The sequence below is a fragment of the Cellulosimicrobium funkei genome (assembly GCF_001019615.1).
Lineage (GTDB): Bacteria > Actinomycetota > Actinomycetes > Actinomycetales > Cellulomonadaceae > Cellulosimicrobium > Cellulosimicrobium cellulans_E.
This window is the reverse complement of sequence record NZ_JNBQ01000001.1, coordinates 279,558-302,904: the sequence shown is the minus strand read 5'-3', so window position 1 is coordinate 302,904 and position 23,347 is coordinate 279,558. Positions and strand designations below refer to the sequence as shown.

The following is a 23,347-nucleotide window of genomic DNA, read 5'->3' as shown; positions in this document are numbered from 1 at the left end:
CGACATGACCGGGACCGATGCCGACGACCGACCCAGCACCGACCGACCGGACGCCGGGACGGAGCTCCCGCCCGTCATCGCGCGCCTCTGGGGACGCGGCCCCGCCCCGCGGCGCGGCCCCAAGCCCGCGCTCACCGTCGAGCAGGTGGTGCGCGCGGCCATCGACCTCGCCGACGCCGAGGGCCTGCCCGCGGTGTCCATGGCGCGCGTCGCCGAGTCGCTCGGGTACTCGTCGATGGCGCTCTACCGCTACGTCGAGAGCAAGGACGAGCTCCTCGTCCTCATGGCCGACGCCGCCGCGGACGTGCTCGAGCTGCCCCCGTACGAGGAGGGCGACTGGCGCGCCGGGCTCGAGGCCTGGACGCGCGCGCAGATCGCGGGCGTCCTCGCGCGCCCCTGGTTCCTTGACCTGCCGCTGACGACCGCGCAGGTCGGCCCGAACCGCCTGCGCTGGATCGACCGCGCGTTCGCGATCCTCGCGCCGCTCGACCTGACGACGGACGAGAAGCTCCAGATCGTGGGGCTCCTCGCGCAGCACGTGCTCGGCGAGGGGCGCGTCCAGGTCGAGACCCGGCGCGCCGCCGCCGAGGCCGTGCGCCACGCGCAGGGGCTCCCGGCCGACACGCCCGAGGCCGAGCTCGACCAGGACGCGGTCCCGGCCGCCAACCCGTACGCCGACTACGAGTTCGTGCTCACCCGGCTCGTCGACCCCGAGACCTACCCCGCGCTCACCGGGGCGCTCGCCGCATGGACGCCGGCCGAGGCCCAGTCCGACGACTGGGAGAGCGACATCGGGTTCGGGCTCGACATCCTCCTCGACGGGATCGAGGCGTTCGTCGCCCAGCGTGCCGCCGCCCGCGCGGTCGCCGACCACGGCTGACCGCCGCGCGGTGCCGGGCCCACGGGTGGGCCGGCGCCCCACCCGTTCGGCCGGAGTCTCACCTCGTCAGGGAGTCGGCTGGGCCGGGGCGTCGGGCACCTGGACCTCGGGCAGGTCCGGCAGGTCGAGCGTCGGGACGTCGATGCTCGGGATGTCGATGCCCTCCATCCGGTCGCGCAGCTCCTCCTGCCGGGTGCGGTTGTTCTCCTGGATGCAGGAGAGGCGCGTCACGGGGCGGCCGGCGCACTCCTGGACGTCCGAGTCCGGGTCGCGCGGCGCCTTCGGCGCCTGGACGTAGCGGCCGTCGGCGTCGTGCTCGCCCGGGCTGACGGGCAACGCGGCGAGCGCCGCCACCCCGCCGAGCGCGAGGAGCGCCGTCGTGACGAGGAGGACCGCTGCGCCCAGGCCGGCACGGACGGCCGCGCCGGCGCTGACGGCCGGGCGCTCGTCCGTCGCCGCGCGCTGCTGGGCGGCCACGCGCCAGGCGACCCACAGGCCGACCGCGACCGGCAGGACGAACGCGACGGCGGCGAGCGCCGCGACGGGGCGGGCGTCGCCGCGCGCGAACCCTCCCGGGCCGATCGCGGCGACCACGATCGCGACGAGGCCCATGACCACCGTGCGCCGCACGACGGCGCCGCGCAGCCCTGACCGCAGCCCGGCGACGCGGGCCGCCCCCGCGGGGCCGGGCGGGAGGTACCCGAGCTCGCGCGTCTGCGTGAGCATGGCCGCGTGCAGGACCGCGGACGTCACGGCCGTGACCGCCAGCACCCCGCCCAGGCCGACGAGGAACCAGCGCACGACGACGGCGTCGCGCACCACGTAGAGCAGCGCGAGACCCGCGAGCACGCCCACCCAGCCCACGACCACGGCGGCGACGGTCCCGCCCCGGAACGGCGTCCGGCGCAGCGTGCGGCGCAGCAGGCCGCGCGGCACCTGGAGGAGGACGGGCAGCACGCGCAGGGCGGTGATCCCGGTCCACAGCAGGACCACGATCCCCCAGACCGGGACGCTGCCGACGTACGCGTCGCTCATCGAGAAGGCGACGACGAGCGCGACCGCGCCGACGAGCAGCACCGGCATCTCGACGAGACGCAGGATCTGCTGCCACACGCTGAGGTGCAGCAGGTAGCCGGCCTCGGCGTGCTCGGGGTTCATCGCGAGGACGCCGCTGTACCCCTTCGCGCTGCGGCCAGCGTCGAGGGCGAGCGCCGCGTCGAGGTAGAGCAGGTCCTCGTGCTCCGGGGCGACGGCGAGGCCCTGGCGCACGAGCGTGCGTGCCCGGTCGTCGTCGCCGAGCCTCGACCAGAGCCGCGCGGCCTGCACGATCCGGTCGGGGTTCTCCGGAGCGAGCTCGAGCGCCGAGTCGATGCGCTCGCGCGCGAGCCTCCGGTCGGCACCGCGGACCCGGCCCGACAGGTGGGTGTCGGCGAGCTGGAGGTGGTACCGCGCGTCGTCGGGGTCGAGCTCGAGCGCCCTCGCCGCGGCGTCGCGCGCCCCGGCCACGTCGCCGGTGTTCTGCCGCGCGATCGAGAGCAGGTAGAGCGCGCCGTCGGCCGCGGGCTGCGCGCCGACGACCTGCTCCAGGAGCGGCAGCGCCTCGGCCGACCGCTGGAGGTGCAGCCGCACCCAGGCGGCGGCGAGGAGCAGGCGCGGGTCGTCGGGCAGGCTCGCGAGCGCGTCGTCGACCTCGTCGAGCGCGCGCTCGGGCCGCCCCATCTGGACGAGCAGCTCCGCGCGCGAGGCGACGGCGCGCGGGTCGGTCGTGGTGCTCACGGTCCGGGCCCGCGGCTCAGAGCATGCGCCGCGCGCGCAGGTGCGCGGCGAGGTCGTCGTAGCGTCCGTCGTTGTTCGCGAAGGTGACGACGTTCCGCGCGGACTGGAGCCACGCCGTCGTCGAGGGACGCACGTCGGCGAGCGCGGCGTCCAGGTCCGCCATGGTGATCGGCCGCACCTGCCCCGACGCGATCGAGTCCATCATCGCCTTCTCGGCCGCCGTCGCCGCGAGGTGCTCGAGGTCGGCGCCGGAGAAGCCGTCGGTGCGCTGCACGACCGAGCGCAGGTCGATCCCGGCGACCGGGCGGCCGGCGAGGTGGTGGCGCAGGATCGCCTCGCGCGCCGGCTCGTCGGGCGGCAGCACGAGCACGACGCGGTCGAACCGCCCCGGGCGCAGCAGCGCCGTGTCGACGTCCCACGGGTGGTTCGTCGCGCCGAGGACGAACAGCCCGTCGTTGTCGGAGCCGATGCCGTCCATCTCCTGGAGGAGCTGGTTGACGACGGTCCGCATGCCCGACGAGCCGGAGTACTGCGCGCGCTTGCCGCCGATCGCGTCGACCTCGTCGAGGAAGAGCACGGCGGGAGCGAGCTGTCGCGCCCTCTGGAACAGCGCGTGCAGGTTCTGCTCGCTCTCCCCGATGTACTTGTCGAGGATGTCCGCGAGCGTCACCGTGAGGAAGCGCGCCCCGAGCTCGCCCGCGACGGCCCGGGCCATGTACGTCTTGCCGGTCCCGGGCGGCCCGTAGAGCAGGAGCCCGCCGCGCAGCGACTTGCCGAACGCCTTGGCGATCGCCTGGTGGCGCATCGGCTCCAGGAACGCCTCCCGGATACGCTGCTTCACCGGCTCGAGCCCGCCGACGTCCGCGAGCGTCACCGTCTCGCGCGAGACCTCGAGCAGCCCGGACCCGTCGTCGGGGGCGTCGTCGCGCGCGGGCACGAGGAACGGCTGGCCCCCCGGTGCGGGCGGCGCGGCCCCGTCGGCCTCCTCGTGGGGAGCGGAGCCCGGCCCGGCGGGCGGCACGGCGGGCGCCTGCCCGGGCGGCGCCTCGACGGCCGGGGTCTCGACGAAGGGTGCCGGGACGTGGACACCCACCTCGTGCTCCCACCGGTCCCAGTCGATGCCCGACGGCGCCGCGGGACCGGATGCCGCGGGGCCAGGCGCGGCGGGAACGCCGGGCGTGGACGCGGGGGCGGGTGCCGCGGGGACCTCCGCGGTCGGGGTGCCGGGCGCGGGCGCGCCGGGCGCGCGCGGGACGGTCGCGTCGGACGGCACGCCGGTGATGATCCCGTCGTCGAGGCCTCCCGGCGCGGACGTCGGTGCGTGCAGCCCGGCGACCGGGGCCGACGACGCGCCGGGACCCGTCGCGGGCGGGTCGGCCGCCGGCCGGGCCCCCGTCGCCGCGGCGACGGCCGAGTCCTGGACCAGGCGGAGCGCCTCGCCGTCGGCCGGGTCGATCCGCAGCGCGGCGCTCGCCTGCTCGAGCGCCTCGACCGGTCGCCCGGCGGCCAGCAGGAGGCTCGCGTAGTGGACGCGCAGGGGGGCGCTCGACGGCGCCGCCGCGACGGCGGCGGCGAGCGCGGCCAGGGCGTCGGACATGGCTGCTCCTCGGGGAGACGATGGTCGGGACGACGGCGTCATCGCGCCGGGTGCACCCGGCCGGGACCCAGTGTGCCCTGGACGACTGACGCCCGGCCATCGGCAGAACTCCCCGAGGAAACTAGTTGCCAATTTGGAAACTGGGTGCTTGAATGGCATCCATGAGCACCGACGACACGCCCTCCCGCACCGCGCCCAGCCCCGCCGAGGCTTCCTCGGCGCTGGCGGACGCGTCGCGGCTCGCCGCCTCCACCCGCGCCAGGGCCTGGCGATGGGTCCGCCTCTACCTCACGGGCTGGGCCGCAGCGAGCGTCTGCCTGGTGCTCGCGCTCGGCCTCGGTGGCCGGGCCGGCTTCGTGGTCGGCATGAGCGCCTGGGCGCTGCTCGTGACCGTGGGCGTCACCTGGGCCGCGCGCCAGGGAGCCATGGTCGCCGGCGCGCGCCCGCGACTGGCCCTCGGTGCCGGCGCCTGGGCCGTCGTCTACGGCGCGACGCTCTTCGTCGGTCTCGACCGGTTCGCCGGCGAGGTCGCGTTCTGGGTCCCCGCGGCGCTCGTCAGCGCCGTCCCGCTGCTCCTCGCGGCGTGGATCCCCGCGCCACGGGAGACGGCGGTGACGGCGTGACGACCGAGCCCACCGGGTCGTCGACGGGCGACGCCGCCGAGCACCACCCACGCCACACCCTCGACGAGGTGATCCACTCCCCCGTGCGCCTCTCGGTGGTCGCGGCGCTGTCCGGCGTCGAGAAGGCCGACTTCAAGACCCTGCGTGACACCATCGAGCTCTCCGACCCGACGCTGTCCAAGCAGCTCACCGTGCTGGAGGCCGCGGGGTACGTCGAGATCTCCAAGGAGCGGTCGGGTCGCCGGGCGCGCACGTGGGTCCGCCTGACGGGCGCCGGCCGCGCGGCGCTGGGCGCGCACCTCGACGCGCTGCGCGCGATCGCGGACCTCCGCCTGCCGCCCACGTCGCCTCCGGGAGCGTGAGCGTGCACAGGCCCCGATCGCGAGGTCCCCGTCCACACCCGGCGTACGGCGCAGTCGCCGTGTCGGCGGGACCGGGCAGAGTGGACGCATGACGACCGACACGACCCCGCCGACGCCCCTGGCGGTGCCCGACGACGTGCCCGCCTCCCCGCAGCCCGGCGTCCGGTGCTTCGGCGACGGCGACCCGCTCTACGAGGAGTACCACGACACGGAGTGGGCGGTCCCGGTGCACGGGGACACGGCGCTGTTCGAGCGCCTGGCGCTCGAGGGGTTCCAGTCGGGCCTGTCCTGGATCACCGTGCTGCGCAAGCGCCCCGCCTTCCGCGAGGTCTTCGCGGGGTTCGACCCGGCGGCCGTCGCCGCGTTCGACGAGGCCGACGTCGAGCGTCTGCTCGGCGACGCCCGCATCATCCGCAACCGGCAGAAGATCACCGCGACGATCGACAACGCGCGCGCCCTGCTGGCGCTCCAGGAGAGCGGGCGCACGCTGGACGAGCTGATCTGGTCGTTCGCGCCACCGGCCGGTCGCGAGCGCCCCGCGACCTGGGGCGACGTCCCCGGGCTCACCCCCGAGTCGACCGCGCTCTCGAAGGCGCTCAAGAAGCACGGGTTCCGGTTCGTCGGGCCGACGACGGCATATGCCGCGATGCAGGCCTGCGGCCTCGTGGACGACCACCTCGCGACCTGCCCCGTCGTTCTCGGCAGGGTCGACCGGCCACACCATTCGCTATAGCAAAAACCGCCCGCATCGTGGGACGAGGTGCGACCATGGTCTCCATGAGCGCGTACGTGTCGGTCCTCGACCTCTTCTCCGTCGGCGTGGGGCCGTCGAGCTCGCACACCGTCGGGCCGATGCGGGCCGCGAAGGCTTTCGTCGCGACGTTGGAGGACGGCGGCGTGCTGGACGCGGTCGCCGGCCTGCGGGTCGTGCTGTGCGGGTCGCTCGGGGCGACGGGCGTCGGTCACGGCACGCCGGACGCCGTGGTCGCGGGGCTGCTCGGCCTCGACCCCGAGACGTGCGACCCCGCCCGAGTGCCGGGCTCGTGGGAGAAGCTGGGCGAGGGCGCGCCCGTCGCGCTGCTGGGCCGGCACCGCATCACGATGACGAGCGACGACGTGCGCCTCGCGCCGCTGACCCGCATGCCCGGCCACCCCAACGGCATGCGGTTCACCGCGCTCGACGCGAGCGGCGCCCCGCTCGCCGAGGAGGCGTACTACTCGGTGGGCGGCGGGTTCGTCCTCACGGCCGCCGAGCTCGAGTCCGCCGCCGCGAACGAGGCCGCGCAGCTCGGCGCCGAGCTCGCGGGCGAGGCGATCGACCCCCGGACCGAGCCGTCGGGCGTGCCGTTCCCCTTCGCCAACGCCGCCGAGCTCCTCGCCCTGTGCGAGCGCGAGCGCACGTCCATCGCCGCCGTCGCGTGGGCGAACGAGTCCACCCTGCGCCCCGCCGCCGAGGTCGAGGCGGGTGTCGACCGGATCTGGGACACCATGAGCGCGTGCGTCGACGCCGGGCTCGAGCGCGACGGCGTGCTGCCCGGGCGCCTCAAGGTCCGCCGTCGGGCGCGGGCCCAGCGCGAGCGCCTCGAGCTCGCGGACGAGCGCGGCGCCGACACCACGATCGAGTGGCTCCAGGCCTTCGCCATGGCCGTCAACGAGGAGAACGCCGACGGGCGCCGGGTCGTGACCGCCCCGACGAACGGCGCCGCCGGGATCATCCCGGCGGTCGGTCGGCACTTCCTGCGCACCCACCCGGACGTCGCCGCGGACCCCGCGCGCCGGCGTCGGGCCATGCGCACCTACCTCCTCACGGCCGCCGCGATCGGCGCGCTCTACAAGCGCAACGCGTCGATCTCCGGCGCGGAGGCGGGCTGCCAGGGCGAGGTCGGCTCGGCGTGCTCCATGGCGGCGGGCGCGATCTGCGCCGTGCTCGGCGGCACCCCGGCGCAGGTGGAGAACGCGGCCGAGATCGCGATGGAGCACAACCTCGGGCTCACGTGCGACCCCGTCGGCGGGCTCGTCCAGGTCCCGTGCATCGAGCGCAACGCCATCGCCGCCTGCACCGCCGTCTCCGCGGCGCGCCTCGCGCTCCAGGGTGACGGCTCGCACGTCGTCTCGCTCGACACGGTCATCGAGACGATGCGCCAGACCGGCGTCGACATGTCGACCAAGTACAAGGAGACCTCGACGGGCGGCCTCGCCGTCAACGTCGTCGAGTGCTGAGCCGGAGCGCAGCGAAGCAAGCGCAGGCTTCAGCACGACCGACAGCTCCGGTGCTGAGCCGGAGCGCAGCGAAGCAAGCGCAGGCTCCAGCACGACCCACAGCACGCATGCTGAGCCGGAGGCCGCCGGTCACCAGGTGCGACGCACCGCCGCCTTGGTGCCGGTGACCAGGCTGCGTGGCGGGACGTCGTCGGTCACGACCGCGCCGGCGGCGACGACCGCGTCGCGACCGATGGTCACGCCGGGCAGGATCGTCGCGCCGGCGCCGATCCACACGTTCTCGTGCACGTCGATCGGGCCGCCGGTCAGCCAGACCTTGCGGTCGTCGGTGTCGACCGGGTGCCCGACGGTGATGAACGTGACCTTCGGGGCGACCATGACGCGCTCGGCCAGCCGGATGCCCGCGTAGTCGAGGAACGTGCAGTTCTGGTTGACGAACACTTGCTCCCCCAGGTCCAGGTTCAGGCCGTGGTCCGTGAAGAACGGCGGGTAGATCGTCACGCGCGGCGGCATCGGTCGGCCGAGGATCTGCTCGAACAGCCGTGCCCGGCCCTCCTCGTCGTCGAACGGCAGGACGTTGAGCCGCGAGGTGAGCTCCGTGGCGCGCAGCACCCTCTCGGACATGGCGCGGAACTCGGGGCCGTGGATGCGCATGAGCAGGTCGCTGGGCATCCCCCGATCCTGCCCCCGTCAGCGGACGGCGCGCGACGCCCCGCGGGCGGCGACGACCTCCTCGACGACGTCGACGACGCCGTCCTCGCCCGGCGAGGCGGCGATGCGCTCGCCGATGCGTGCGCTGGCCCGCGCGTACGACGGGTCGGCGAGCAGACGCCGCACCGCGCGCCGCACCTGGGCGGGCCGCGGCGTGCTCGTCCGCAGCCGCACACCGGCGCCCGTCCACGCGACGCGTGCCGCGACCTCGGCCTTGTCCTCGGTCTTGCCGGCCACGACCACGGGAACGCCGTGGCGCAGCGCGTGGTGGACGCCGCCGTAGCCGCCGTTGGTCACGAGGACCGACGTGCGCGGCAGCAGCGCGTCGTACGGGAGGTACGCGGCCGCGCGCGCGTTCGCCGGGAGCGGCCCGAGCGAACCGACGGGGCGGCCGCCCGTCGCGGCGACCACGAGCACGTCCTCGTCGGCGAGCGCGCGCAGCGTGGGGACGAGGAGCTGGGTCGGGTCCTCGTTCGCGACGGTCCCCTGCGTGACGTGCACGACCGGCCGGCGGGTGTCGAGGTCGCCCCACCACGCCGGGAGGTCGCCGCTCCCCGCCGCCGGGCGCGGTGGGCCGACGAACCGGACCGGGGTCGCGACGTCGGGCCGCGGGTACTCGAGCTCGGGGACGGTGAGCTGCACGACGGCGTCCGCGTCGGCCGGCCAGCCGAGGAAGAAGGTGCCGCTCGGCTCCCCGCCCGCAGCACGGACCATGTCCTGCGCGGCGCGCTGCGGGGCGGCGAACGCGACCTGCTCGACGAACCGGTGCAGCACCCTGTTGCGCGCCACGCCGAGCGGTCCGCGCGCGGGCAGGACCCCGAGGCCGAACGGCGCGGTGCGGTCGCTCTTCAGCCCGAGCGGGAAGATGCCGAGCGCGAGCACGGGCGGCCGACCGTCGGCGGGCGTCGCCACGAGCGGCATCGCGCCGAGGAACAGCGGCTCGACGAGCACGGCGTCCGCCGGGCGCGACGCGAGGGCGTCGACCACCGCACGGTGCTGCGCGACGCCGGGTCCGACGAAGATCTCCAGCATGTCGTGCCGGATCGCGTCGAGTCCGGTGCGCCCCGCGCGACCGGGGAACGCGGCCGCGAGGTCCCGGTCGTCGAAGTCGGCTTCTGCGGGGAGCGCGAGGAACGTGGCGCCCGCTGCCTCGACGGCCGCGGCGAACCGGGCCCCCGTCAGGAACCGGACGTCGTGCCCGCGGGCGACGAGCGCCCGCGTGACGGCGAGCAGCGGCGTGACGTGGGCGTGCACGGGGGTGGAGCAGAGCAGGACGTCGGCCATCGGTGGTGCCTCTCTCGTGGCGGCGCGCGGCGCGCCGGACGGACGGAAGGCGCAGGACCGGGCCGTCTGCGCGGGGGTCGCCGGTGGGGAGCCGGCGTGTGAGAAGATCGATCAACCGTCAGGAGTATTCATCACCTTCAAGGGGTAGTCAATAGTGGTCCCGCGCGCCTACACGTCCGACCTCCGCGCCGAGCAGGCCGCGCGCACGCGCGAGCGGGTGGTCCGCGCCGCCGCACAGGAGCTCGCCGAGCGCGGCTACGAGCGCACGACCCTCGCGCGCGTCGCCGAGCGCGCGGGCGTGTCGCTGGAGACGGTCAAGGCGCACGGGCCCAAGCGCGCACTGCTCCTCGCCGCGTTCGAGCTCACGTTCGCCGGGTCCGAGGGTCGGGAGTCGCTCGGTGAGCGACCCGAGGGTCGCTCGGTCGCCGGCACCACCGACCCCGAAGAGTTCCTCGACGGGCTCGTCGCGCTCGTCGCGGCGGCGAACGCCCGCGTCGCCGGCCTGTGGTCCGCCTTCACGTCGGCGGCACGCTCCGACGAGGCCGTCGCCGCGGAGCTCGACGCGCTCCTCGGACGCCGCCGCGCCGACCTGCGCGCGAGCGTCGACGTGCTCGTGGCGCACGGGTTCCGCCCGCACACCGCCCGGGAGGAGGCGGCCGAGGCCCTCTCCTACCTGCTCGCGCCCGAGGGCTGGTCCCACTTCGTCGAGGGGGCGGGCTGGTCGGACGAGCGGTACCGCGCCTGGCTGCGCGACGCCGTCGTGCGCCTCGTCGCGGCACCGCCGACCGGAGACGCGAACGCCTGAGCCCTGGCGCGCCGTCGGGCACCGCGCCTACCGTGTGCCATGAGCACCCTCACCCCCGGCTTCCACGGCCGGCCACGCCCGCAGGGCGTGGCGCTCCCGCCGGGCCAGTACGTCGAGACCGGGTTCCCGGTGCTCTCGGCGGGGCCCACACCGCGCGTCGACACCGCGACCTGGCGGCTCGACGTCACCACCGAGACCGGCACGACGCACGCCTGGTCGTGGGCGGACCTCATGGCCCTCCCCCAGGACGAGCCGACCGTCGACATCCACTGCGTGACCCGCTGGTCCAAGTTCGGGACGTCGTGGCGCGGCGTCTCGCTCGACACGCTCCTCGCCGACGTCGAGTCGACCGCCGACTTCGCGATGATCGGCTGCTACGGCGGCTACACGACGAACCTCCCCGTCGCGGAGCTGCTGGGCGGCAAGGCGTGGGTCGTGCACACGTTCGACGGCGCCCCGCTGCACCCGGTGCACGGCGGCCCGGCCCGGCTGCTGGTGCCGCACCTGTACTTCTGGAAGTCGGCCAAGTGGGTCAACAGCATCACGCTGATGCCCATGGACCGGCAGGGCTTCTGGGAGCGGCTGGGCTACCACGACCTCGGCGACCCGTGGCGCGAGCAGAGGTACCAGGGTGATTGAGCCTCGAGATGACTGAGGCGCCCGTCCGCCTCGGCGCCCGGTACGCGACGCCGTCGCGCTGGCAGGTCGCGACGCTCGTCGACGCGTGGGAGGAGAGCCCGTCCGCGCGGACGCTCGTCCTCGAGGTCCCCGCCTGGCCCGGGCACCTGGCCGGGCAGCACGTCGACCTGCGCCTCACCGCGCCCGACGGCTACACCGCCGAGCGCAGCTACTCGATCGGCAGCGCGGCGACCCGCGCCCCCGTGCGCGATGGCGACGCCGCGGACGGGGTGTCCGCCGTCGCCACAAACGGCGTGCACGACGGCGCCTCCTCCCCCGCGCGCGTCGAGGTGACCGTGCAGCGCGTCCCGGGCGGGGAGGTCTCGACGTACCTCACCGACGCCTTCGCGGTGGGGGACGCGATCGAGCTGCGCGGGCCGGTCGGCGGCTGGTTCGTCTGGTCCCCGGAGCGCGACGCCGGGACGCCGGTCCTGCTCGCGGCCGGCGGGTCGGGCCTCGTGCCGCTCATGGCGATGCTGCGGACCCGCCGCGACGCCGGCGACCGCACGCCGTTCCGGCTCGTGTACTCGGTGCGCCGCCCGGAGGACCGGCTGTACGTCGACGACCTCGACCGGCTCGCCGCCGCGCACGACGGCCTCGACGTCCAGGTCGTCTTCACGCGCTCGACGCCGCTCGGGTCGATGCGCGGCCCCGGGCGCCTCGAGCGCCGCGACCTCGCCACGTGGGGGTGGCCCGCCGAGATCGAGCCCGCGTGCTTCGTGTGCGGGCCGACGGGTTTCGTCGAGGCCGTCGCCCGCCAGCTCGTCTCGCTCGGCCACGACCCGGCGCGCGTCAAGACCGAGCGCTTCGGCCCTGCCGCGGACTGAGGGCGAACCGAGCAACTACGCCGACGGAGGCGGCGGCCAGCCCGCGCGGGCTCGGGCGTCGCGCTCCGAGAGCACGCTGCGCAGCAGCCGGATCGTGAGGATCAACGCCCAGATCACCAGGACGGCGACGGTCGCGATCACGGCGACGTAGAGCAGGATCAGCAGCGGGTAGATCGGCCCGATTCCCATGCGCGGACCCTACCGGCCCCGAGCCCGCTCCTCGCAGCACCAGGTCGTCCACCGCGGGCTGTCGCCCGGGGTGCGCGACGACCAGGGCGAGACGGAGCAGGGCGGGGTGGGTGGTGGTGCCGCGTCGTGGCGGGCCTGGCGGGAGCCGCGAGGAACGAGCGGCGGATGGTAGACGCGGCACCACCACCCACCCCACCCAGCCAGGGCGACCACACGCCGTCGAACCCAAGAACCACGGCTCTACCTCGCGCGACCACGGCTCCACCTCGCGGGACCGCGGTTCTGACCTCGACGAACCTGGCGCATCGGGCGCTTGCGACATCTCTTGACGCCTCCTTCACCCGGCAGTAGCGTTCTTGCGTGTTGACGCAAGAAATCAACACTCCGTTGTGCGGTGCGGCACAGCGGGTCCGCAATTCTCGAAGGTACTGACCCGAGCCAGCCGGCCACGGCCGGACGTGCGCCGCGGCCCGTCCTCCGACCCGGGCGTCCGGTCCGGCGCGGGGTCGCGCTCGGCGCGGCCTGACGCCCGTCGACGACGACGGGAGATCGAGGACATCGATGAGACATCGACCCAGCACGTCGAACCGCACACCCGCCGGGGCGCCGCCGCGCCGGCTCCGACTGCTCGCCGCGACGGCGGGAGCGGCGGCCCTGCTCGTCCCGCTCGGCCTGACGACCACCGCGACGGCGGCGCCCACGGTGCTGTCCTCCGGGAAGTCGACGGCGGCGAGCAGCAACAACTCGCCGTACCTGTCCGGCAACCTCACCGACGGCAACCAGGGCACCTACTGGGAGTCGACCAACAACACGTTCCCGCAGTGGGCCCAGGTCGACCTCGGCGCGGCCGCCACGGTCGAGGACCTCGTGCTCAAGCTGCCCACGGGCTGGGAGACGCGCAGCCAGACCCTCAGCGTGCAGTCGAGCACCGACGGCTCGAGCTTCGCCACGATCAAGGCGTCGCAGGCGTACGCGTTCAACCCCGCGTCGGGGAACACCGTGACCATCGACGTCCCGGACACGTCCGCCCGCTACGTGCGCGTGCAGATCACGGCGAACACGGGTTGGCCCGCGGGCCAGCTCTCCGAGCTCGAGGTGCGCGGCACGGCCGGCAGCACCGACCCGGGAGGCCCTGGCAACCCGGAGCCTCCGACCGGCACCAACCTCGCGCTGAACAAGCCGATCGAGGGGTCGTCGACGGAGTGGCAGTTCGTGGCGAAGAACGCGAACGACGACAGCACGTCGACCTACTGGGAGGGCGCGGGCGGCCAGTACCCGAGCACGCTCACGGTCTCCCTGGACGCCGCGACGCAGCTCACGAACGTCGTCGTCAAGCTCCCGCCGGCGTCGGCGTGGGGCCCGCGCACCCAGACCTTCGAGGTCCAAGGTCGCGCGACCGCGACCGGCGCGTGGCAGACGCTCAAGCCGTCGGCGGGCTACCAGTTCTCCCCGACGTCGGGGAACACGGTGACGGTCCCCGTCACCGGCACGGCCAAGGACGTGCGCCTGAGGTTCACCGGCAACACCGGCTCCGGCAACGGCCAGGTCGCCGAGCTCCAGGTGTTCGGCACCGCCGCGCCCAACCCGGACCTCGTCGTCACGAGCGTCACCGCGACCCCGGCGTCGCCGCTGGAGTCGCAGGCGATCACGCTGTCGGCGGTCGTCAAGAACATCGGCACGCAGGCGTCCGCCGCGACCGACGTCGCGTTCACGCTGAACGGCCAGACGGTCGCGACCAAGCCGGTCGGCGGCCTTGCGGCGGGCGCCCAGGCGACCGTCACCGCGGACGTCGGCGCCCGCTCCGCCGGTAGCTACACGATCGGCGCGGTCGCCGACGCGGGCGGCACGGTCGCCGAGCAGAACGAGGGCAACAACGGGTACGCGAACCCGACCCCGCTCGTCGTCACCGCCGTCCCGAGCTCGGACCTCGTCCCGACCCTCACGTGGTCGCCGAGCAACCCCGCCGCGGGCAGCACGGTGACGTTCTCGGCGACGATCGCGAACCAGGGCAACGTCGCGACGTCGACGGCCGCGCACGGCCTCACCGTCACCGTGACGAACAAGGCGACGGGCGCCGTCGTGCGCACCCTCACCGGCTCCGCGAGCGGCGCGATCGCCGCGGGCGCGAGCAGCGCGAGCGTCAACCTCGGCACGTGGACCGCCGCGAACGGCAACTACGACGTCAAGGTCGTCGCCGCGCCGGACTCGACCGAGGCCGCCGCGAAGCAGGCCAACAACACCGCCACGCGACCCCTCTTCGTCGGGCGCGGCGCCAACCTGCCGTTCGACACGTACGAGGCGGAGGACGGCGTCACGGGCGGCGGCGCGACCGTGCTGGCACCCAACCGCGTCGTCGGCGACCTCGCGGGCGAGGCCTCGGGCCGGCGCGCGGTGACGCTCAACCAGACCGGCGCGTACGTCGAGTGGACCACCAAGGCCCCGACGAACACCCTGCTGACCCGCTTCTCCATCCCCGACTCGGCGGGCGGCGGCGGGACGAACGCGACCCTCGCGATCTACGTCGACGGCCAGTTCCTCAAGAACATCGACCTCACCTCGCGCTACGCGTGGCTCTACGGCAACGAGACCAACCCGGGCAACCAGCCGGGCCAGGGCGCGCCGCGGCACGTCTACGACGAGGCGAGCACGCTGCTCGGCACGACCGTCCCGGCGGGCTCGAAGATCCGCCTCCAGAAGACGGCGGGCAACACGAGCCAGTACGCGATCGACTTCGTCGACCTCGAGCTCGCGACGCCGCGAGCCAACCCGAACCCCGCGCAGTACACGCAGCCCGCGGGCTTCACGCACCAGGACGTCCAGGCCGCGCTCGACAAGGTCCGCATGGACGCCACGGGCACGCTCAAGGGCGTCTACCTCCCGGCCGGCGACTACCAGACGTCGAGCAAGTTCCAGGTCTACGGCAAGGGGGTCGACGTCGTCGGCGCCGGGCCGTGGTTCACGCGGTTCTTCGCGCCGCAGGGCCAGGAGAACACCGACGTCGGCTTCCGTGCCGAGGCGAGCGCGAACGGCTCGACGTTCCGCGACTTCGCGTACTTCGGGAACTACACGTCGCGCATCGACGGCCCGGGCAAGGTGTTCGACTTCGCCAACGTGAAGAACATGACGATCGACAACATCTGGGTCGAGCACATGATCTGCATGTTCTGGGCGTCCAACATGGACGACTCGGAGGTCACGAACTCGCGCATCCGCAACACGTTCGCGGACGCGATCAACATGACCAACGGCAGCGCGAACAACCACGTGCACAACAACCAGGCGCGCGGCACGGGCGACGACTCGTTCGCGCTCTTCGCGGCCACCGACAACGGCGGCAGCGGGCAGCGCGGCAACGTGTTCGAGAACCTCACCTCGACCAACACGTGGCGTGCGGCGGGCCTCGCGGTCTACGGAGGCCAGGACAACACGTTCCGCAACATCTACATCGCGGACACCCTCGTCTACTCGGGCGTCACGATCAGCTCGCTCGACTTCGGGTACCCGATGGAGGGCTTCGGTCCGGCACCGACGGTGTTCGACGGGCTCACGGTCGTCCGCTCCGGCGGCCACTTCTGGGGTGACCAGGTGTTCGGGGCCGTGTGGATGTTCTCGGCGTCCAAGGCGTTCGGGAACATCCAGGTGAACAACCTCGACGTCATCGACCCGACGTACTCCGGGATCATGTTCCAGACGAACTACGTCGGCGGGCAGCCGCAGAACACCTTCCAGAACCCGACCTTCACCAACGTGACCATCACGGGGGCGAAGAAGAGCGGCGACCAGTACGACGCGAAGTCCGGCTACGGCATCTGGGCCAACCCGATGCCGGAGGCCGGCCAGGGCCCGGCCGTGGGCACGGCGACGTTCACCAACCTCACGTTCTCGGGCAACTACCGGGACATCGAGAACACGACGTCGACCTTCACCATCACGCGCAACTGACCACTTCCCGGCACGACGCCGCAGCCCGCCTCACGAGGCGGGCTGCGGTGCGTCCGGGGCACGCAGGTCGGGCCGCTCGCCCGACCCGAACCGCCACCGCATCGCCGCGTGCTCGGCCGTGCGCTCGTAGGCGAACACGACCTCGGGCCGCACCGCGAAGACGAGCGCCGGGTCGCCGTCGTTGACGAACGCGCCGTCCTCGACCGTGAACGACCACTCGTCGCCGTACTTGCAGCGCCACCGCTCGGCGAGGCGGTGCAGCGCAGCGTCCTCGGTGACGCGCACGGCCGTCCCTTCCACGACGACGTCGAGCGCGTCCTCGTAGACGTTCGTCCCGGTCGTGAGCACCACGTGCGCGTTCTCGGCCAGGTTGCGGGCCTTGCGCTCGTTCGGCCCCGTGGTGACGTGCAGGCAGCCGTCCGCGACGACCGTCATGAGCGGCGTGACGTGCGGCCGGCCGTCGGGCCGCACGGTCGAGATCCAGGAGATCTCGGCGCGCTCGAGCGCCCGCCGGACGGATTCCCAGGGAACCGGGCTCGCGCCCGGGGAGCTGTAGCCGGGGATCAGCGTGCCCTCCGGCGCGCGGGGCGTGCTCGTGGGGGGTGCGGTCGTCATGCGGAGTCCTCTCGTCGGCGGTCTCGTCCGTCCCTCCTGGGACCGTCGAGCGCGCCCGGACTCATCGGCCTCAGCCCAGGTCGCCGGGCCCCGCCTCGTGGCCCGGCCGCCCGGCCGTGCGGCGCTCCTGCTTCATGCGCGCCTCGAAGAGATGGCGCACGCCGCCCGCGAGCTGTTCGCGCGCGGCGCGCTCGTGGTCGCGGAACACCGACCAGTAGCCGTCGTCGTACTCCTCGACGAGCTGGAACGTCCAGCGTCCGGGCGCGACGTTGCGCCCCACCAGGTCGGTCGCGATCCGGTCGGCGACCTCCGCGTGCCCCGCCGCCCGGAGCTTCTCGGCGGCGTCGCCGAGCGCGAGGTCCGCCTCCCCGGTGAGCTGGTGGAACGTGTACAGGTGCCCGCGCGCCCGCTCGGTCGTCTCGAGCGCCTCGCTCAGCGCGCCGAGCGCCTCGACGGTCGCGTCGCTCACGCCCGGCGGGGTCGCCCGCGTCGGCAGGTCGGCAGGGTTCGGGGGCGTCTGGTCGCTCACGCGCCCACGCTAGGTTCGGGTGCACCCGCCCGCACCCCGCCGGGGCCAAGGGACCGCACGCCGCGGTCCGGCCGGGACCGCGCGCGTCGGCAGGCTGTGACAGGGTTGACCAGCCACCCCCGACCGAGGACACCGCTGCGCCCATGCCCCAGACCGCACCCGTACCGACCGTCACGACCGAGGCCACCCCGACCCAGCGACCCCACCGGGCGGCGCGGCTCGAGGACCGGTGGCGCGCCGTCGTCTCCCGCTTCCAGAAGGCGCGCGGGTGGCGTCCGCGCGTGGAGCCGTTCGCCGGGTACGGCAGCCCCCGACGCGTCCGCGTCCTGGGGCGCGTGCTCCTCGCGAGCCCCGCGTTCGACCCCGCGCTGCACGAGCGCGAGTCCGCGGACCGCCGCGGCTGGCGGTACTTCTTCACCGCCCCGGCGCCGCGGGAGGAGGTCCGGGTCCACGTGGGCGACACGACCGTCGACCTCGTGTCCGACCGCGGCGGCTACCTCGACGCCACGATCGACGTCGCGCTCGCCCCCGGCTGGCACGACGTGACGTTCCGCCCGTCGTCGGGCGCCGTCGCGAAGGGCCGCGTGTTCGTCGTGGCGGACGGGCGCCGGCTCGGCGTCGTGTCCGACATCGACGACACCGCGATGGTGACCGCCGTCCCCCGCCCGTTCATCGCGGCGTGGAACACGTTCGTCCGGCACTCGAGCGCGCGCGTGCCCGTGCCGGGGATGGCCGCCCTCTACCGCGGGATCGCGACGGAGCGCCCCGGCACGCCGTTCGTCTACGTGTCGACCGGCGCCTGGAACACCGCCGCGAACCTGCGGCGGTTTCTCCAGCGCCACGGGTTCCCGCCCGGCCCGCTCCTGCTCACCGACTGGGGCCCGACGAACACCGGCTGGTTCCGCAGCGGCCCCGAGCACAAGGACACGTCCCTCGACCGCCTCTTCCGCGAGCTGCCCGACGTCGACTGGCTGCTGGTGGGCGACGACGGCCAGCACGACCCCGAGATCTACGCGCGTGCCGCGCGGCGGTACCCGGACCACGTCGCGGCCGTCGCGATCCGCGAGCTCACGCCCGCGCAGCAGGTCCTCGCCCACGGCTCCCCGCTGCCCACGCCGGGAAGCCTCCCGGGCGAGGTCGGCAGCGGCGTCCCGACGGCGTTCGGCCCCGACGGCGACGCGCTCACCCGAGCCCTCGCCCGGGCCCTGCGCCGCTGACCCGACGGCAGACGGCCGCACGCCGGCCGCCCGCTCGTCGAGCGCGGAACGCGGCCCGGCACCCTCGAGACGTGGCATCACGCCGGTTCTGAGGGGCACCGGCGCGTCGCTACTTTGGTCACCATCCAGAGCGAGCGGGGGGAACTCGTGGACAGTCTTGTACCTATCGTGGTCGCGGTAATCGGGTCCGGTGCCCTCTGGTCGTTCCTGACGACACGCATCGCGGTGGATCGGGACTCCCGCCGCCATGAAGCGCTCGCGGCCGACCTCGACCTCTACACGAGCCTGACGACTGTCCGCGCCGAGGCCTCTCCGGCGTCGCGCGAGTCACTTGCCCTTGCCGCGGTCGTGCGGGCTCGGCTGCGTCAACGGTTGGTTCGCGCGATTATGCCTTCCCAGACGCCGGTGCAGGTCTTCGCGCTCCTCTCCGCCATCGCGCTGGCGCTCATGGGCGTCTTCGCGGCCGCTCAGGGGCTCTCCTCCTGGTACTGCTTCGCTCTCCTTCCCCTGCCCGTCGTCCTGACCGTGGCGACGGCCGCCACCGAGGTCTGGGTGAGCAACAGCATCACCCAGTTCCTCGACGGCAACCCCCTTCGCTCATGGCCGTGGTGGGTCAGGGCGTTCGCCGGGCAGGACGTCCGAGTCGCGTACTCGTACCTCGCCGGGGTACAGGCAGCTCCCGCCCGGGACCCGGGGGAGGGCCGCTCCCCAGGATCGACACGACGCCGATAGCAGCACCTCGTCGACCCGCGTCAGACCTCGACGTTCGCGAACAGGACGCTCGCGAGGCCGAGCCCGACGACGAGGTTGAACACCGTCGCGGACCCGAACACGACGAGCGGCTTCCAGCCCGCCTCGCGGACGGCCGTGACCTTGAACTCCAGGCCGATGGACACGAACGCGACGATGAAGAACACGGTGCTCAGCGACTTGAGGACCGCGATGCTGTCCGCCGACGCGTCGGCACCCACGGCGTTCACGTACACCGTGGCCGCGATCGACGCTGCGAGGAAGCCGAGCACGAACTTCGGGAACCGCGTCCACAGCTCGCTCAGGCGCGGGGCCGAGGCCCCCGGCGTCCGCTCCACCTTGAACGCGAAGTACGCGGTGAGCGCGATCGCCACGACGCCGATGAGCGCGTTCTGCGTCGTCTTGACGATCGCCGCGACCTGGAGGGCCTCGTCCCCGGCGAGGGCGCCCGCCGCGGTGACGGCCGCCGTCGTGTCGATGTTGCCGCCGATCCAGGCACCCGCGACGGCAGGAGTGAGCCCGAACGCCTCGGCGAGCGCCGGGAGGACGAAGATCGACGGGAGCGCGAAGAGGATGACGACGCTCGCCGCGTACGCGAGCTGCTCCTTCTTCGCCTGCACGGCCCCGGCGGCGCTGATCGCAGCGCTCACGCCGCAGATCGAGACGGCGGACGCGAGCAGCGCGCGCAGCTTGTCGTCGATCCCGAGGCGCCCGCCGAGCCACCACGTGAACCCGAACACGAGCGTGATGAGCAGGAACGCCTGCGCGATCGCCGGTCCCGCCGCGGAGACGATGAGCGCCAGGTTCACCGTCGCACCCAGCAGGACGAGCCCGGTCTTGATGAAGAACTCGGTGCGGAACGCGGCGGCGAGCCGGTCGCGCAGCCCGAGCGCGGTGAGCACGAGGTTGCCGAGCAGCCCGAGAGCGATCGCGTACACCGGATACTCGACCGCCTTGGCGATACCGGACAGCGGCGTGTCCGCGAGCCAGTCGGGCACGTTCTGCTCGAGGTAGCGGACCGACCAGGCGAGACCGAGGAGGACGACGAGCCCGGCGACGAGGTAGCCCGCCCCGGGGTTGCGGCCGTCCTGGACGACGGACTCCTCGAGGCTCGTGCCCGACGTCGGTCCACGCCCCTCGGGTGCCGTCGCCGGGTCGGTGGTCGCCTCGGTGCTCGGCCCGGTGCTCGGCTCGGTACTGGGCTCGGTGCTCGTCGCGGCGGGAGGCGGGGTGGGAGCGCTCATCAGGGCACCAGCCCTTCGGGGATCAGGCCGAGCAGGCCGAGGGCGACGATCAGGAGGCCGACGCCGGTCGCGAGCCAGTCCTCGGAGAGGTGGACCCGGCGGACGGTCTCGACGGTGACGGGTGGCTCGACGCGCGCGGCGTCGGGAGGTGCGTTCTCGCTCATGGTGTTCCTGTCGCAGTGGAGGGCGGCGGTCCGGTGCGCGGGGCGACGGACGGCCGCGGGGACCGCAGGAGCGGTCTACCTCGCGACGGGTCGGGGTCCGTCGCCCCAGCGACACAGCACGCCGGCGCGCGGCTCGCGCTCCGCAGGAGGAAGAGTGCCGGTCATGGCGTCATGGTCCTCGGGCGTGGCTGTCGTCCGGAAGCCTGTTCTCGCATACCGGACGAACGTGACACAACGTGACGCGTCCGGGGTGCCGTCGCCGACGCGTGGTGGTTGCCTGGGGGAATGACGACGCCCGAGCTGCCCTTCCCCACGCCCGAACCCGAGCCCGAGCAGCCGCGACGCACCTGGCCGTGGATCGTGCTCACGATCGTCGCGGTGGTGGTGATCGGTGTCGTCGTGTGGCTCGTCAACCGCCCGACGGACGACGCGCCCGCGGCGGAGACCCCGTCGGCGACGGAGTCGCCGAACCCGTCGCCGACGGACACGGGCACGCCGACCGACGACGCGTCGACGCCCGCCGCCGAGGGGTGCCCCGCGGCGGGCGACGGCGTCCCCGCGGGGGCGGGCACGCACGAGATCGTCGACGTGGACGGCGACGGCCGCCCGGACACCGCGTGGCTGACCGGCGGCGCGGACCGCGCCTTCGGGATCACGACGGCGTCGGGCGCGACGTTCTCCGCGCCGATCGAGTCCGCGAGCCCGGTCGCGGCGAGCGCGATCGTCCAGCTCGTCGCCGCGGGCGACGCCACGGCACCAATCGCGCTCGTCGACACGGGCCGCGAGGTCCTGCTGTTCTCCGCCGCCGACTGCGCCGTCACGCCGACGCAGAACGCCCAGGGCGAGCAGTACACGTTCGACAAGGGCTTCACCGGGTTCGGCACGGGCGTCGGGTGCACGGAGGTCGACGGGGAGCTGCACCTCGCGGGCCTGAACGCCGTGTCCGACGACGGCACGTCCTTCACCGTCTCGCGCACCTTCGTCGACCTCGACGCGGGCGCGCAGACGGCGACGAACGGCGAGGAGGAGACGGTCGCGCAGGACGCCGCCCCGGACGACCCGGTCGTCACGACCGCCCAGGAAACCACCTGCGGCGACCTGGTAGCGGGCCAAGACGGCCCGGTAGAGCCCCAGTAGCCCCGTCGAGCACGACGTTGCTGTCGTTATCGGGCTGATAACGACAGCGATGTCGTGCTCGACGGCGAGCGGCGTCGTGGTCGGCGGAGCGGCGCCGGGCGCTACCCGCGGCCGCAGGCGCGGCACGTGCAGCGGCGGCGGAGCCAGTAGGCGTAGGTCGCCGCGCCCAGGGCGAGGGACCACACCGGCCAGAGGAACGTCGGGCCGACGGCGCCCCACGAGTCCGCGGTGAGCGCCAGCCTGCTCTCGCCGAGCCCGATGACGATGAGCGAGAGTCCCGCGGGGAGCACCGCGACCGCGACGATCGTCGCGGGGACGACCGCCAGCCCGACGGGGACCCTGCGCCCCGCGAGCCCGACCATCCACCGGGGGAAGACCTCGCCCCAGCGCTGGAACAGGCCCAGGGTGAGCACCGCGCCGACCAGCGCGAAACCGCCCAGCCCGAGCGCCGCGACCAGGCCGTCCTTCCCCGCGAGGTCGGCGACGTTCTCGGCCGAGAAGCCGAGCGGGATGCCGAGGACCCACGCGATGCGCGTCACCGCGTAGAACGTCGGGATCGCGGCGGCGACGAGCGCGGCCGCCCGGCCCCAGCGCGCCGCGGCGGCAGGTGTCGTCCACGCGGGGTCGTGGCCGTCGTGCCGGCGGCCGCACGACGCGCACGCGCCGGCGCCGCGGCGCACGAACCGCCACGTCGCGGCGACGAGCAGGGCCGCGCCGGCCAGGAGCGCGAGCTGGGTCAGCGGGCCGGGGCCCAGGAAGTCCTCGAACGCCGCCCGGATCACGGGGTCGAACGGCGCCATGACGAGCGTGACCGGGAGATACCCGAGCCGCGCCAGGATCGACGCGTCGGTGAGGGCGAGCACCCCGGCCGAGACGAGCGCGGTCGCCGCGACGGTCAGCGCGCGGTCGGCCCGGGAGACGAGGCCGTGCCGGGCCCCGAGCCACGCCCGCAGGGCGGTCGCCGCACCGACGAGCGCGAGGACCGCGACCCACGGCGTGAGCGCCGCGCCCGCGACCCCGCTCAGGGCACCGAACGACAGGTCGTTCGCGTCGCCCACCGCGAGCGTGCCGCCGGTCAGGGTGACGACGAGGGCCGCGACTCCCCCGACCGCCCACCACGCCGCGGCGGTCGGGGCGATCCACCGACCACGGGCGGCGTGCGCCCCGGGACCGGGCGGCGCGCCGGCGAGGGACCCGACGGCGACCGTGCGCGGGCCGGACGGTGCAGCAGAGGACGGGGGCGAGGTTCGTGTGCTCATGACTCGACCCTCGCGTCCGGCAGGCCGCGCCGGATCCCCCGCGGCGACGACGTCGCTCCCCCGCGCGGGGGATCAGTCGCGCGCGGGCCCGCGACGCAACGCCCGGAGCGCGCCCGTGGACCACAGCGCCCACGCCACGAGGACGGGCTGGAAGAAGAGCCGCACGAACCGCTTGGCGTCCGTGTCGAGGCCGAACCCGTCCTTGCCCTCGAGCCACTGGCCCACGTTCCCCGGGAAGATCACGACGAAGAACGCGGCGGCGACCAGGCCCACCGCGACCCGCCAGCGGGACAGCACGACGAGCGACCCGCCGAGCGCGATCTCGACGGCCCCCGAGGCGAGGACCGTCACGTCCTCGTCGACAGGGAACCAGGACGGCACCTGGGCCTGGAACTCCTCCCGCGCGACCGTGAGGTGGCTGACGCCCGCACCCACCAGGGCGAGCCCGAGGGCGACGCGGGCGAGCGTCGCGACGGGCGGGACGGGTGGTGCGGGGCGGGTGAGCACGGAGAGGTCCATGGCGCGATCGTCGCACCGG

General features: G+C 74.4%; 23 protein-coding genes. 12 read left to right on the top strand and 11 right to left on the bottom strand.

What is annotated here, in order from left to right; all coding sequences use genetic code 11:
- Nucleotides 1–4 precede the first annotated feature (4 nt).
- The gene (locus FB00_RS01365; RefSeq protein ID WP_047231012.1) at nt 5–880 is read left to right on the top strand and encodes a TetR/AcrR family transcriptional regulator; all 876 of its coding nucleotides are present in this window, start codon (nt 5–7) and stop codon (nt 878–880) included.
- Nucleotides 881–946: 66 nt separating this feature from the next.
- On the opposite strand, the gene FB00_RS01360 is transcribed toward FB00_RS01365, so the two are convergent.
- Nucleotides 947–2,656 carry a tetratricopeptide repeat protein gene (locus FB00_RS01360; RefSeq protein ID WP_047231011.1) on the bottom strand — a complete coding sequence of 570 codons (1,710 nt, stop codon included), beginning with the start codon at nt 2,654–2,656 and terminating at the stop codon, nt 947–949.
- 16 nt (nt 2,657–2,672) lie between these two features.
- Nucleotides 2,673–4,253 carry an ATP-binding protein gene (locus FB00_RS01355; protein ID WP_047231010.1) on the bottom strand — a complete coding sequence of 527 codons (1,581 nt, stop codon included), beginning with the start codon at nt 4,251–4,253 and terminating at the stop codon, nt 2,673–2,675.
- A gap of 161 nt (nt 4,254–4,414) precedes the next feature.
- Between FB00_RS01355 and FB00_RS22570 the strand changes: the two genes are divergently transcribed.
- The 4 genes from FB00_RS22570 (at nt 4,415) to FB00_RS01335 (ending at nt 7,458) form a co-directional block, all read left to right on the top strand.
- A complete protein-coding gene (locus FB00_RS22570; protein WP_156186254.1) occupies nt 4,415–4,876 on the top strand; it encodes a hypothetical protein in 462 nt (153 codons plus the stop codon).
- Nucleotides 4,873–5,238 (top strand): winged helix-turn-helix domain-containing protein, encoded by a 366-nt coding sequence (locus tag FB00_RS22565; RefSeq protein ID WP_047231009.1) that lies wholly within the window; start codon nt 4,873–4,875, stop codon nt 5,236–5,238. The genes FB00_RS22570 and FB00_RS22565 overlap by 4 nt, the downstream gene beginning before the upstream one ends.
- 88 nt (nt 5,239–5,326) lie before the next feature.
- Complete coding sequence (locus tag FB00_RS01340) at nt 5,327–5,971, top strand: DNA-3-methyladenine glycosylase I (protein ID WP_047231008.1); 645 nt, start codon at nt 5,327–5,329, stop codon at nt 5,969–5,971.
- A gap of 44 nt (nt 5,972–6,015) precedes the next feature.
- Nucleotides 6,016–7,458, top strand: a complete 1,443-nt coding sequence (locus FB00_RS01335; protein WP_047231251.1) for an L-serine ammonia-lyase — start codon at nt 6,016–6,018, stop codon at nt 7,456–7,458.
- A gap of 129 nt (nt 7,459–7,587) precedes the next feature.
- Here FB00_RS01335 and FB00_RS01330 read toward each other — a convergent pair whose 3' ends face one another.
- Nucleotides 7,588–8,130: a DapH/DapD/GlmU-related protein gene (locus FB00_RS01330; protein ID WP_047231007.1), complete on the bottom strand. Its 543-nt coding sequence runs from the start codon at nt 8,128–8,130 to the stop codon at nt 7,588–7,590.
- 18 nt (nt 8,131–8,148) lie between these two features.
- Nucleotides 8,149–9,453 carry a glycosyltransferase gene (locus FB00_RS01325; RefSeq protein WP_047231006.1) on the bottom strand — a complete coding sequence of 435 codons (1,305 nt, stop codon included), beginning with the start codon at nt 9,451–9,453 and terminating at the stop codon, nt 8,149–8,151.
- A 154-nt stretch (nt 9,454–9,607) separates the two neighbouring features.
- Between FB00_RS01325 and FB00_RS01320 the strand changes: the two genes are divergently transcribed.
- The 3 genes from FB00_RS01320 to FB00_RS01310 are packed head-to-tail and all read left to right on the top strand — an operon-like array spanning nt 9,608 to nt 11,763.
- Nucleotides 9,608–10,258, top strand: coding sequence for a TetR/AcrR family transcriptional regulator (locus FB00_RS01320; RefSeq protein WP_231581658.1), 651 nt, complete (start codon nt 9,608–9,610; stop codon nt 10,256–10,258).
- 39 nt (nt 10,259–10,297) lie between these two features.
- Nucleotides 10,298–10,897, top strand: a complete 600-nt coding sequence (locus FB00_RS01315) for a sulfite oxidase-like oxidoreductase (RefSeq protein WP_047231004.1) — start codon at nt 10,298–10,300, stop codon at nt 10,895–10,897.
- A gap of 8 nt (nt 10,898–10,905) precedes the next feature.
- Nucleotides 10,906–11,763 carry a ferredoxin reductase gene (locus FB00_RS01310; RefSeq protein WP_047231003.1) on the top strand — a complete coding sequence of 286 codons (858 nt, stop codon included), beginning with the start codon at nt 10,906–10,908 and terminating at the stop codon, nt 11,761–11,763.
- A 15-nt stretch (nt 11,764–11,778) separates the two neighbouring features.
- On the opposite strand, the gene FB00_RS21865 is transcribed toward FB00_RS01310, so the two are convergent.
- Nucleotides 11,779–11,952, bottom strand: coding sequence for a hypothetical protein (locus FB00_RS21865; RefSeq protein WP_156186253.1), 174 nt, complete (start codon nt 11,950–11,952; stop codon nt 11,779–11,781).
- A 561-nt stretch (nt 11,953–12,513) separates the two neighbouring features.
- Between FB00_RS21865 and FB00_RS01305 the strand changes: the two genes are divergently transcribed.
- Nucleotides 12,514–15,894 carry a discoidin domain-containing protein gene (locus tag FB00_RS01305; protein WP_047231002.1) on the top strand — a complete coding sequence of 1,127 codons (3,381 nt, stop codon included), beginning with the start codon at nt 12,514–12,516 and terminating at the stop codon, nt 15,892–15,894.
- A gap of 30 nt (nt 15,895–15,924) precedes the next feature.
- Here the strand turns inward: FB00_RS01305 and FB00_RS01300 are convergent, their stop codons facing one another.
- Nucleotides 15,925–16,509: a pyridoxamine 5'-phosphate oxidase family protein gene (locus FB00_RS01300; RefSeq protein ID WP_047231001.1), complete on the bottom strand. Its 585-nt coding sequence runs from the start codon at nt 16,507–16,509 to the stop codon at nt 15,925–15,927.
- 70 nt (nt 16,510–16,579) lie between these two features.
- Nucleotides 16,580–17,038, bottom strand: a complete 459-nt coding sequence (locus tag FB00_RS01295) for a hypothetical protein (RefSeq protein WP_047231000.1) — start codon at nt 17,036–17,038, stop codon at nt 16,580–16,582.
- 143 nt (nt 17,039–17,181) lie between these two features.
- On the opposite strand from FB00_RS01295, the gene FB00_RS01290 reads away from it, so the two are divergent.
- Nucleotides 17,182–18,255, top strand: a complete 1,074-nt coding sequence (locus tag FB00_RS01290; protein ID WP_047230999.1) for an App1 family protein — start codon at nt 17,182–17,184, stop codon at nt 18,253–18,255.
- Nucleotides 18,256–18,423: 168 nt separating this feature from the next.
- Entirely contained in the window at nt 18,424–18,987 is a 564-nt protein-coding gene (locus FB00_RS01285) for a hypothetical protein (RefSeq protein ID WP_047230998.1), read from the top strand.
- A 20-nt stretch (nt 18,988–19,007) separates the two neighbouring features.
- On the opposite strand, the gene FB00_RS01280 is transcribed toward FB00_RS01285, so the two are convergent.
- Nucleotides 19,008–20,249: a putative sulfate exporter family transporter gene (locus FB00_RS01280; RefSeq protein WP_082140838.1), complete on the bottom strand. Its 1,242-nt coding sequence runs from the start codon at nt 20,247–20,249 to the stop codon at nt 19,008–19,010.
- Entirely contained in the window at nt 20,249–20,413 is a 165-nt protein-coding gene (locus FB00_RS22225; RefSeq protein WP_172820025.1) for a hypothetical protein, read from the bottom strand. The genes FB00_RS01280 and FB00_RS22225 overlap by 1 nt, the downstream gene beginning before the upstream one ends.
- 285 nt (nt 20,414–20,698) lie before the next feature.
- Here FB00_RS22225 and FB00_RS01275 point away from each other — a divergent pair, with 285 nt between their 5' ends.
- A complete protein-coding gene (locus tag FB00_RS01275; protein ID WP_047230997.1) occupies nt 20,699–21,550 on the top strand; it encodes a hypothetical protein in 852 nt (283 codons plus the stop codon).
- Between the two features lie 101 nt (nt 21,551–21,651).
- Here FB00_RS01275 and FB00_RS01270 read toward each other — a convergent pair whose 3' ends face one another.
- Nucleotides 21,652–22,809 carry a hypothetical protein gene (locus FB00_RS01270; RefSeq protein ID WP_156186252.1) on the bottom strand — a complete coding sequence of 386 codons (1,158 nt, stop codon included), beginning with the start codon at nt 22,807–22,809 and terminating at the stop codon, nt 21,652–21,654.
- Between the two features lie 72 nt (nt 22,810–22,881).
- On the bottom strand, nt 22,882–23,328 hold the full coding sequence (locus tag FB00_RS01265) for a membrane protein (protein ID WP_047230996.1): 447 nt from the start codon (nt 23,326–23,328) through the stop codon (nt 22,882–22,884).
- Nucleotides 23,329–23,347: the final 19 nt, after the last annotated feature.

Bases quoted from the DNA above. Each gene is read 5' to 3' on its own strand.
- FB00_RS01365 (WP_047231012.1), top strand. From the start codon at position 5: ATGACCGGGACCGATGCCGACGACCGACCCAGCACCGACCGACCGGAC.
- FB00_RS01355 (WP_047231010.1), bottom strand. From the start codon at position 4,253: ATGTCCGACGCCCTGGCCGCGCTCGCCGCCGCCGTCGCGGCGGCGCCG.
- FB00_RS22570 (WP_156186254.1), top strand. From the start codon at position 4,415: ATGAGCACCGACGACACGCCCTCCCGCACCGCGCCCAGCCCCGCCGAG.
- FB00_RS01340 (WP_047231008.1), top strand. From the start codon at position 5,327: ATGACGACCGACACGACCCCGCCGACGCCCCTGGCGGTGCCCGACGAC.
- FB00_RS01335 (WP_047231251.1), top strand. From the start codon at position 6,016: ATGAGCGCGTACGTGTCGGTCCTCGACCTCTTCTCCGTCGGCGTGGGG.
- FB00_RS01330 (WP_047231007.1), bottom strand. From the start codon at position 8,130: ATGCCCAGCGACCTGCTCATGCGCATCCACGGCCCCGAGTTCCGCGCC.
- FB00_RS01325 (WP_047231006.1), bottom strand. From the start codon at position 9,453: ATGGCCGACGTCCTGCTCTGCTCCACCCCCGTGCACGCCCACGTCACG.
- FB00_RS01315 (WP_047231004.1), top strand. From the start codon at position 10,298: ATGAGCACCCTCACCCCCGGCTTCCACGGCCGGCCACGCCCGCAGGGC.
- FB00_RS01310 (WP_047231003.1), top strand. From the start codon at position 10,906: ATGACTGAGGCGCCCGTCCGCCTCGGCGCCCGGTACGCGACGCCGTCG.
- FB00_RS21865 (WP_156186253.1), bottom strand. From the start codon at position 11,952: ATGGGAATCGGGCCGATCTACCCGCTGCTGATCCTGCTCTACGTCGCC.
- FB00_RS01305 (WP_047231002.1), top strand. From the start codon at position 12,514: ATGAGACATCGACCCAGCACGTCGAACCGCACACCCGCCGGGGCGCCG.
- FB00_RS01300 (WP_047231001.1), bottom strand. From the start codon at position 16,509: ATGACGACCGCACCCCCCACGAGCACGCCCCGCGCGCCGGAGGGCACG.
- FB00_RS01290 (WP_047230999.1), top strand. From the start codon at position 17,182: ATGCCCCAGACCGCACCCGTACCGACCGTCACGACCGAGGCCACCCCG.
- FB00_RS01280 (WP_082140838.1), bottom strand. From the start codon at position 20,249: ATGAGCGCTCCCACCCCGCCTCCCGCCGCGACGAGCACCGAGCCCAGT.
- FB00_RS22225 (WP_172820025.1), bottom strand. From the start codon at position 20,413: ATGAGCGAGAACGCACCTCCCGACGCCGCGCGCGTCGAGCCACCCGTC.
- FB00_RS01275 (WP_047230997.1), top strand. From the start codon at position 20,699: ATGACGACGCCCGAGCTGCCCTTCCCCACGCCCGAACCCGAGCCCGAG.
- FB00_RS01270 (WP_156186252.1), bottom strand. From the start codon at position 22,809: ATGAGCACACGAACCTCGCCCCCGTCCTCTGCTGCACCGTCCGGCCCG.
- FB00_RS01265 (WP_047230996.1), bottom strand. From the start codon at position 23,328: ATGGACCTCTCCGTGCTCACCCGCCCCGCACCACCCGTCCCGCCCGTC.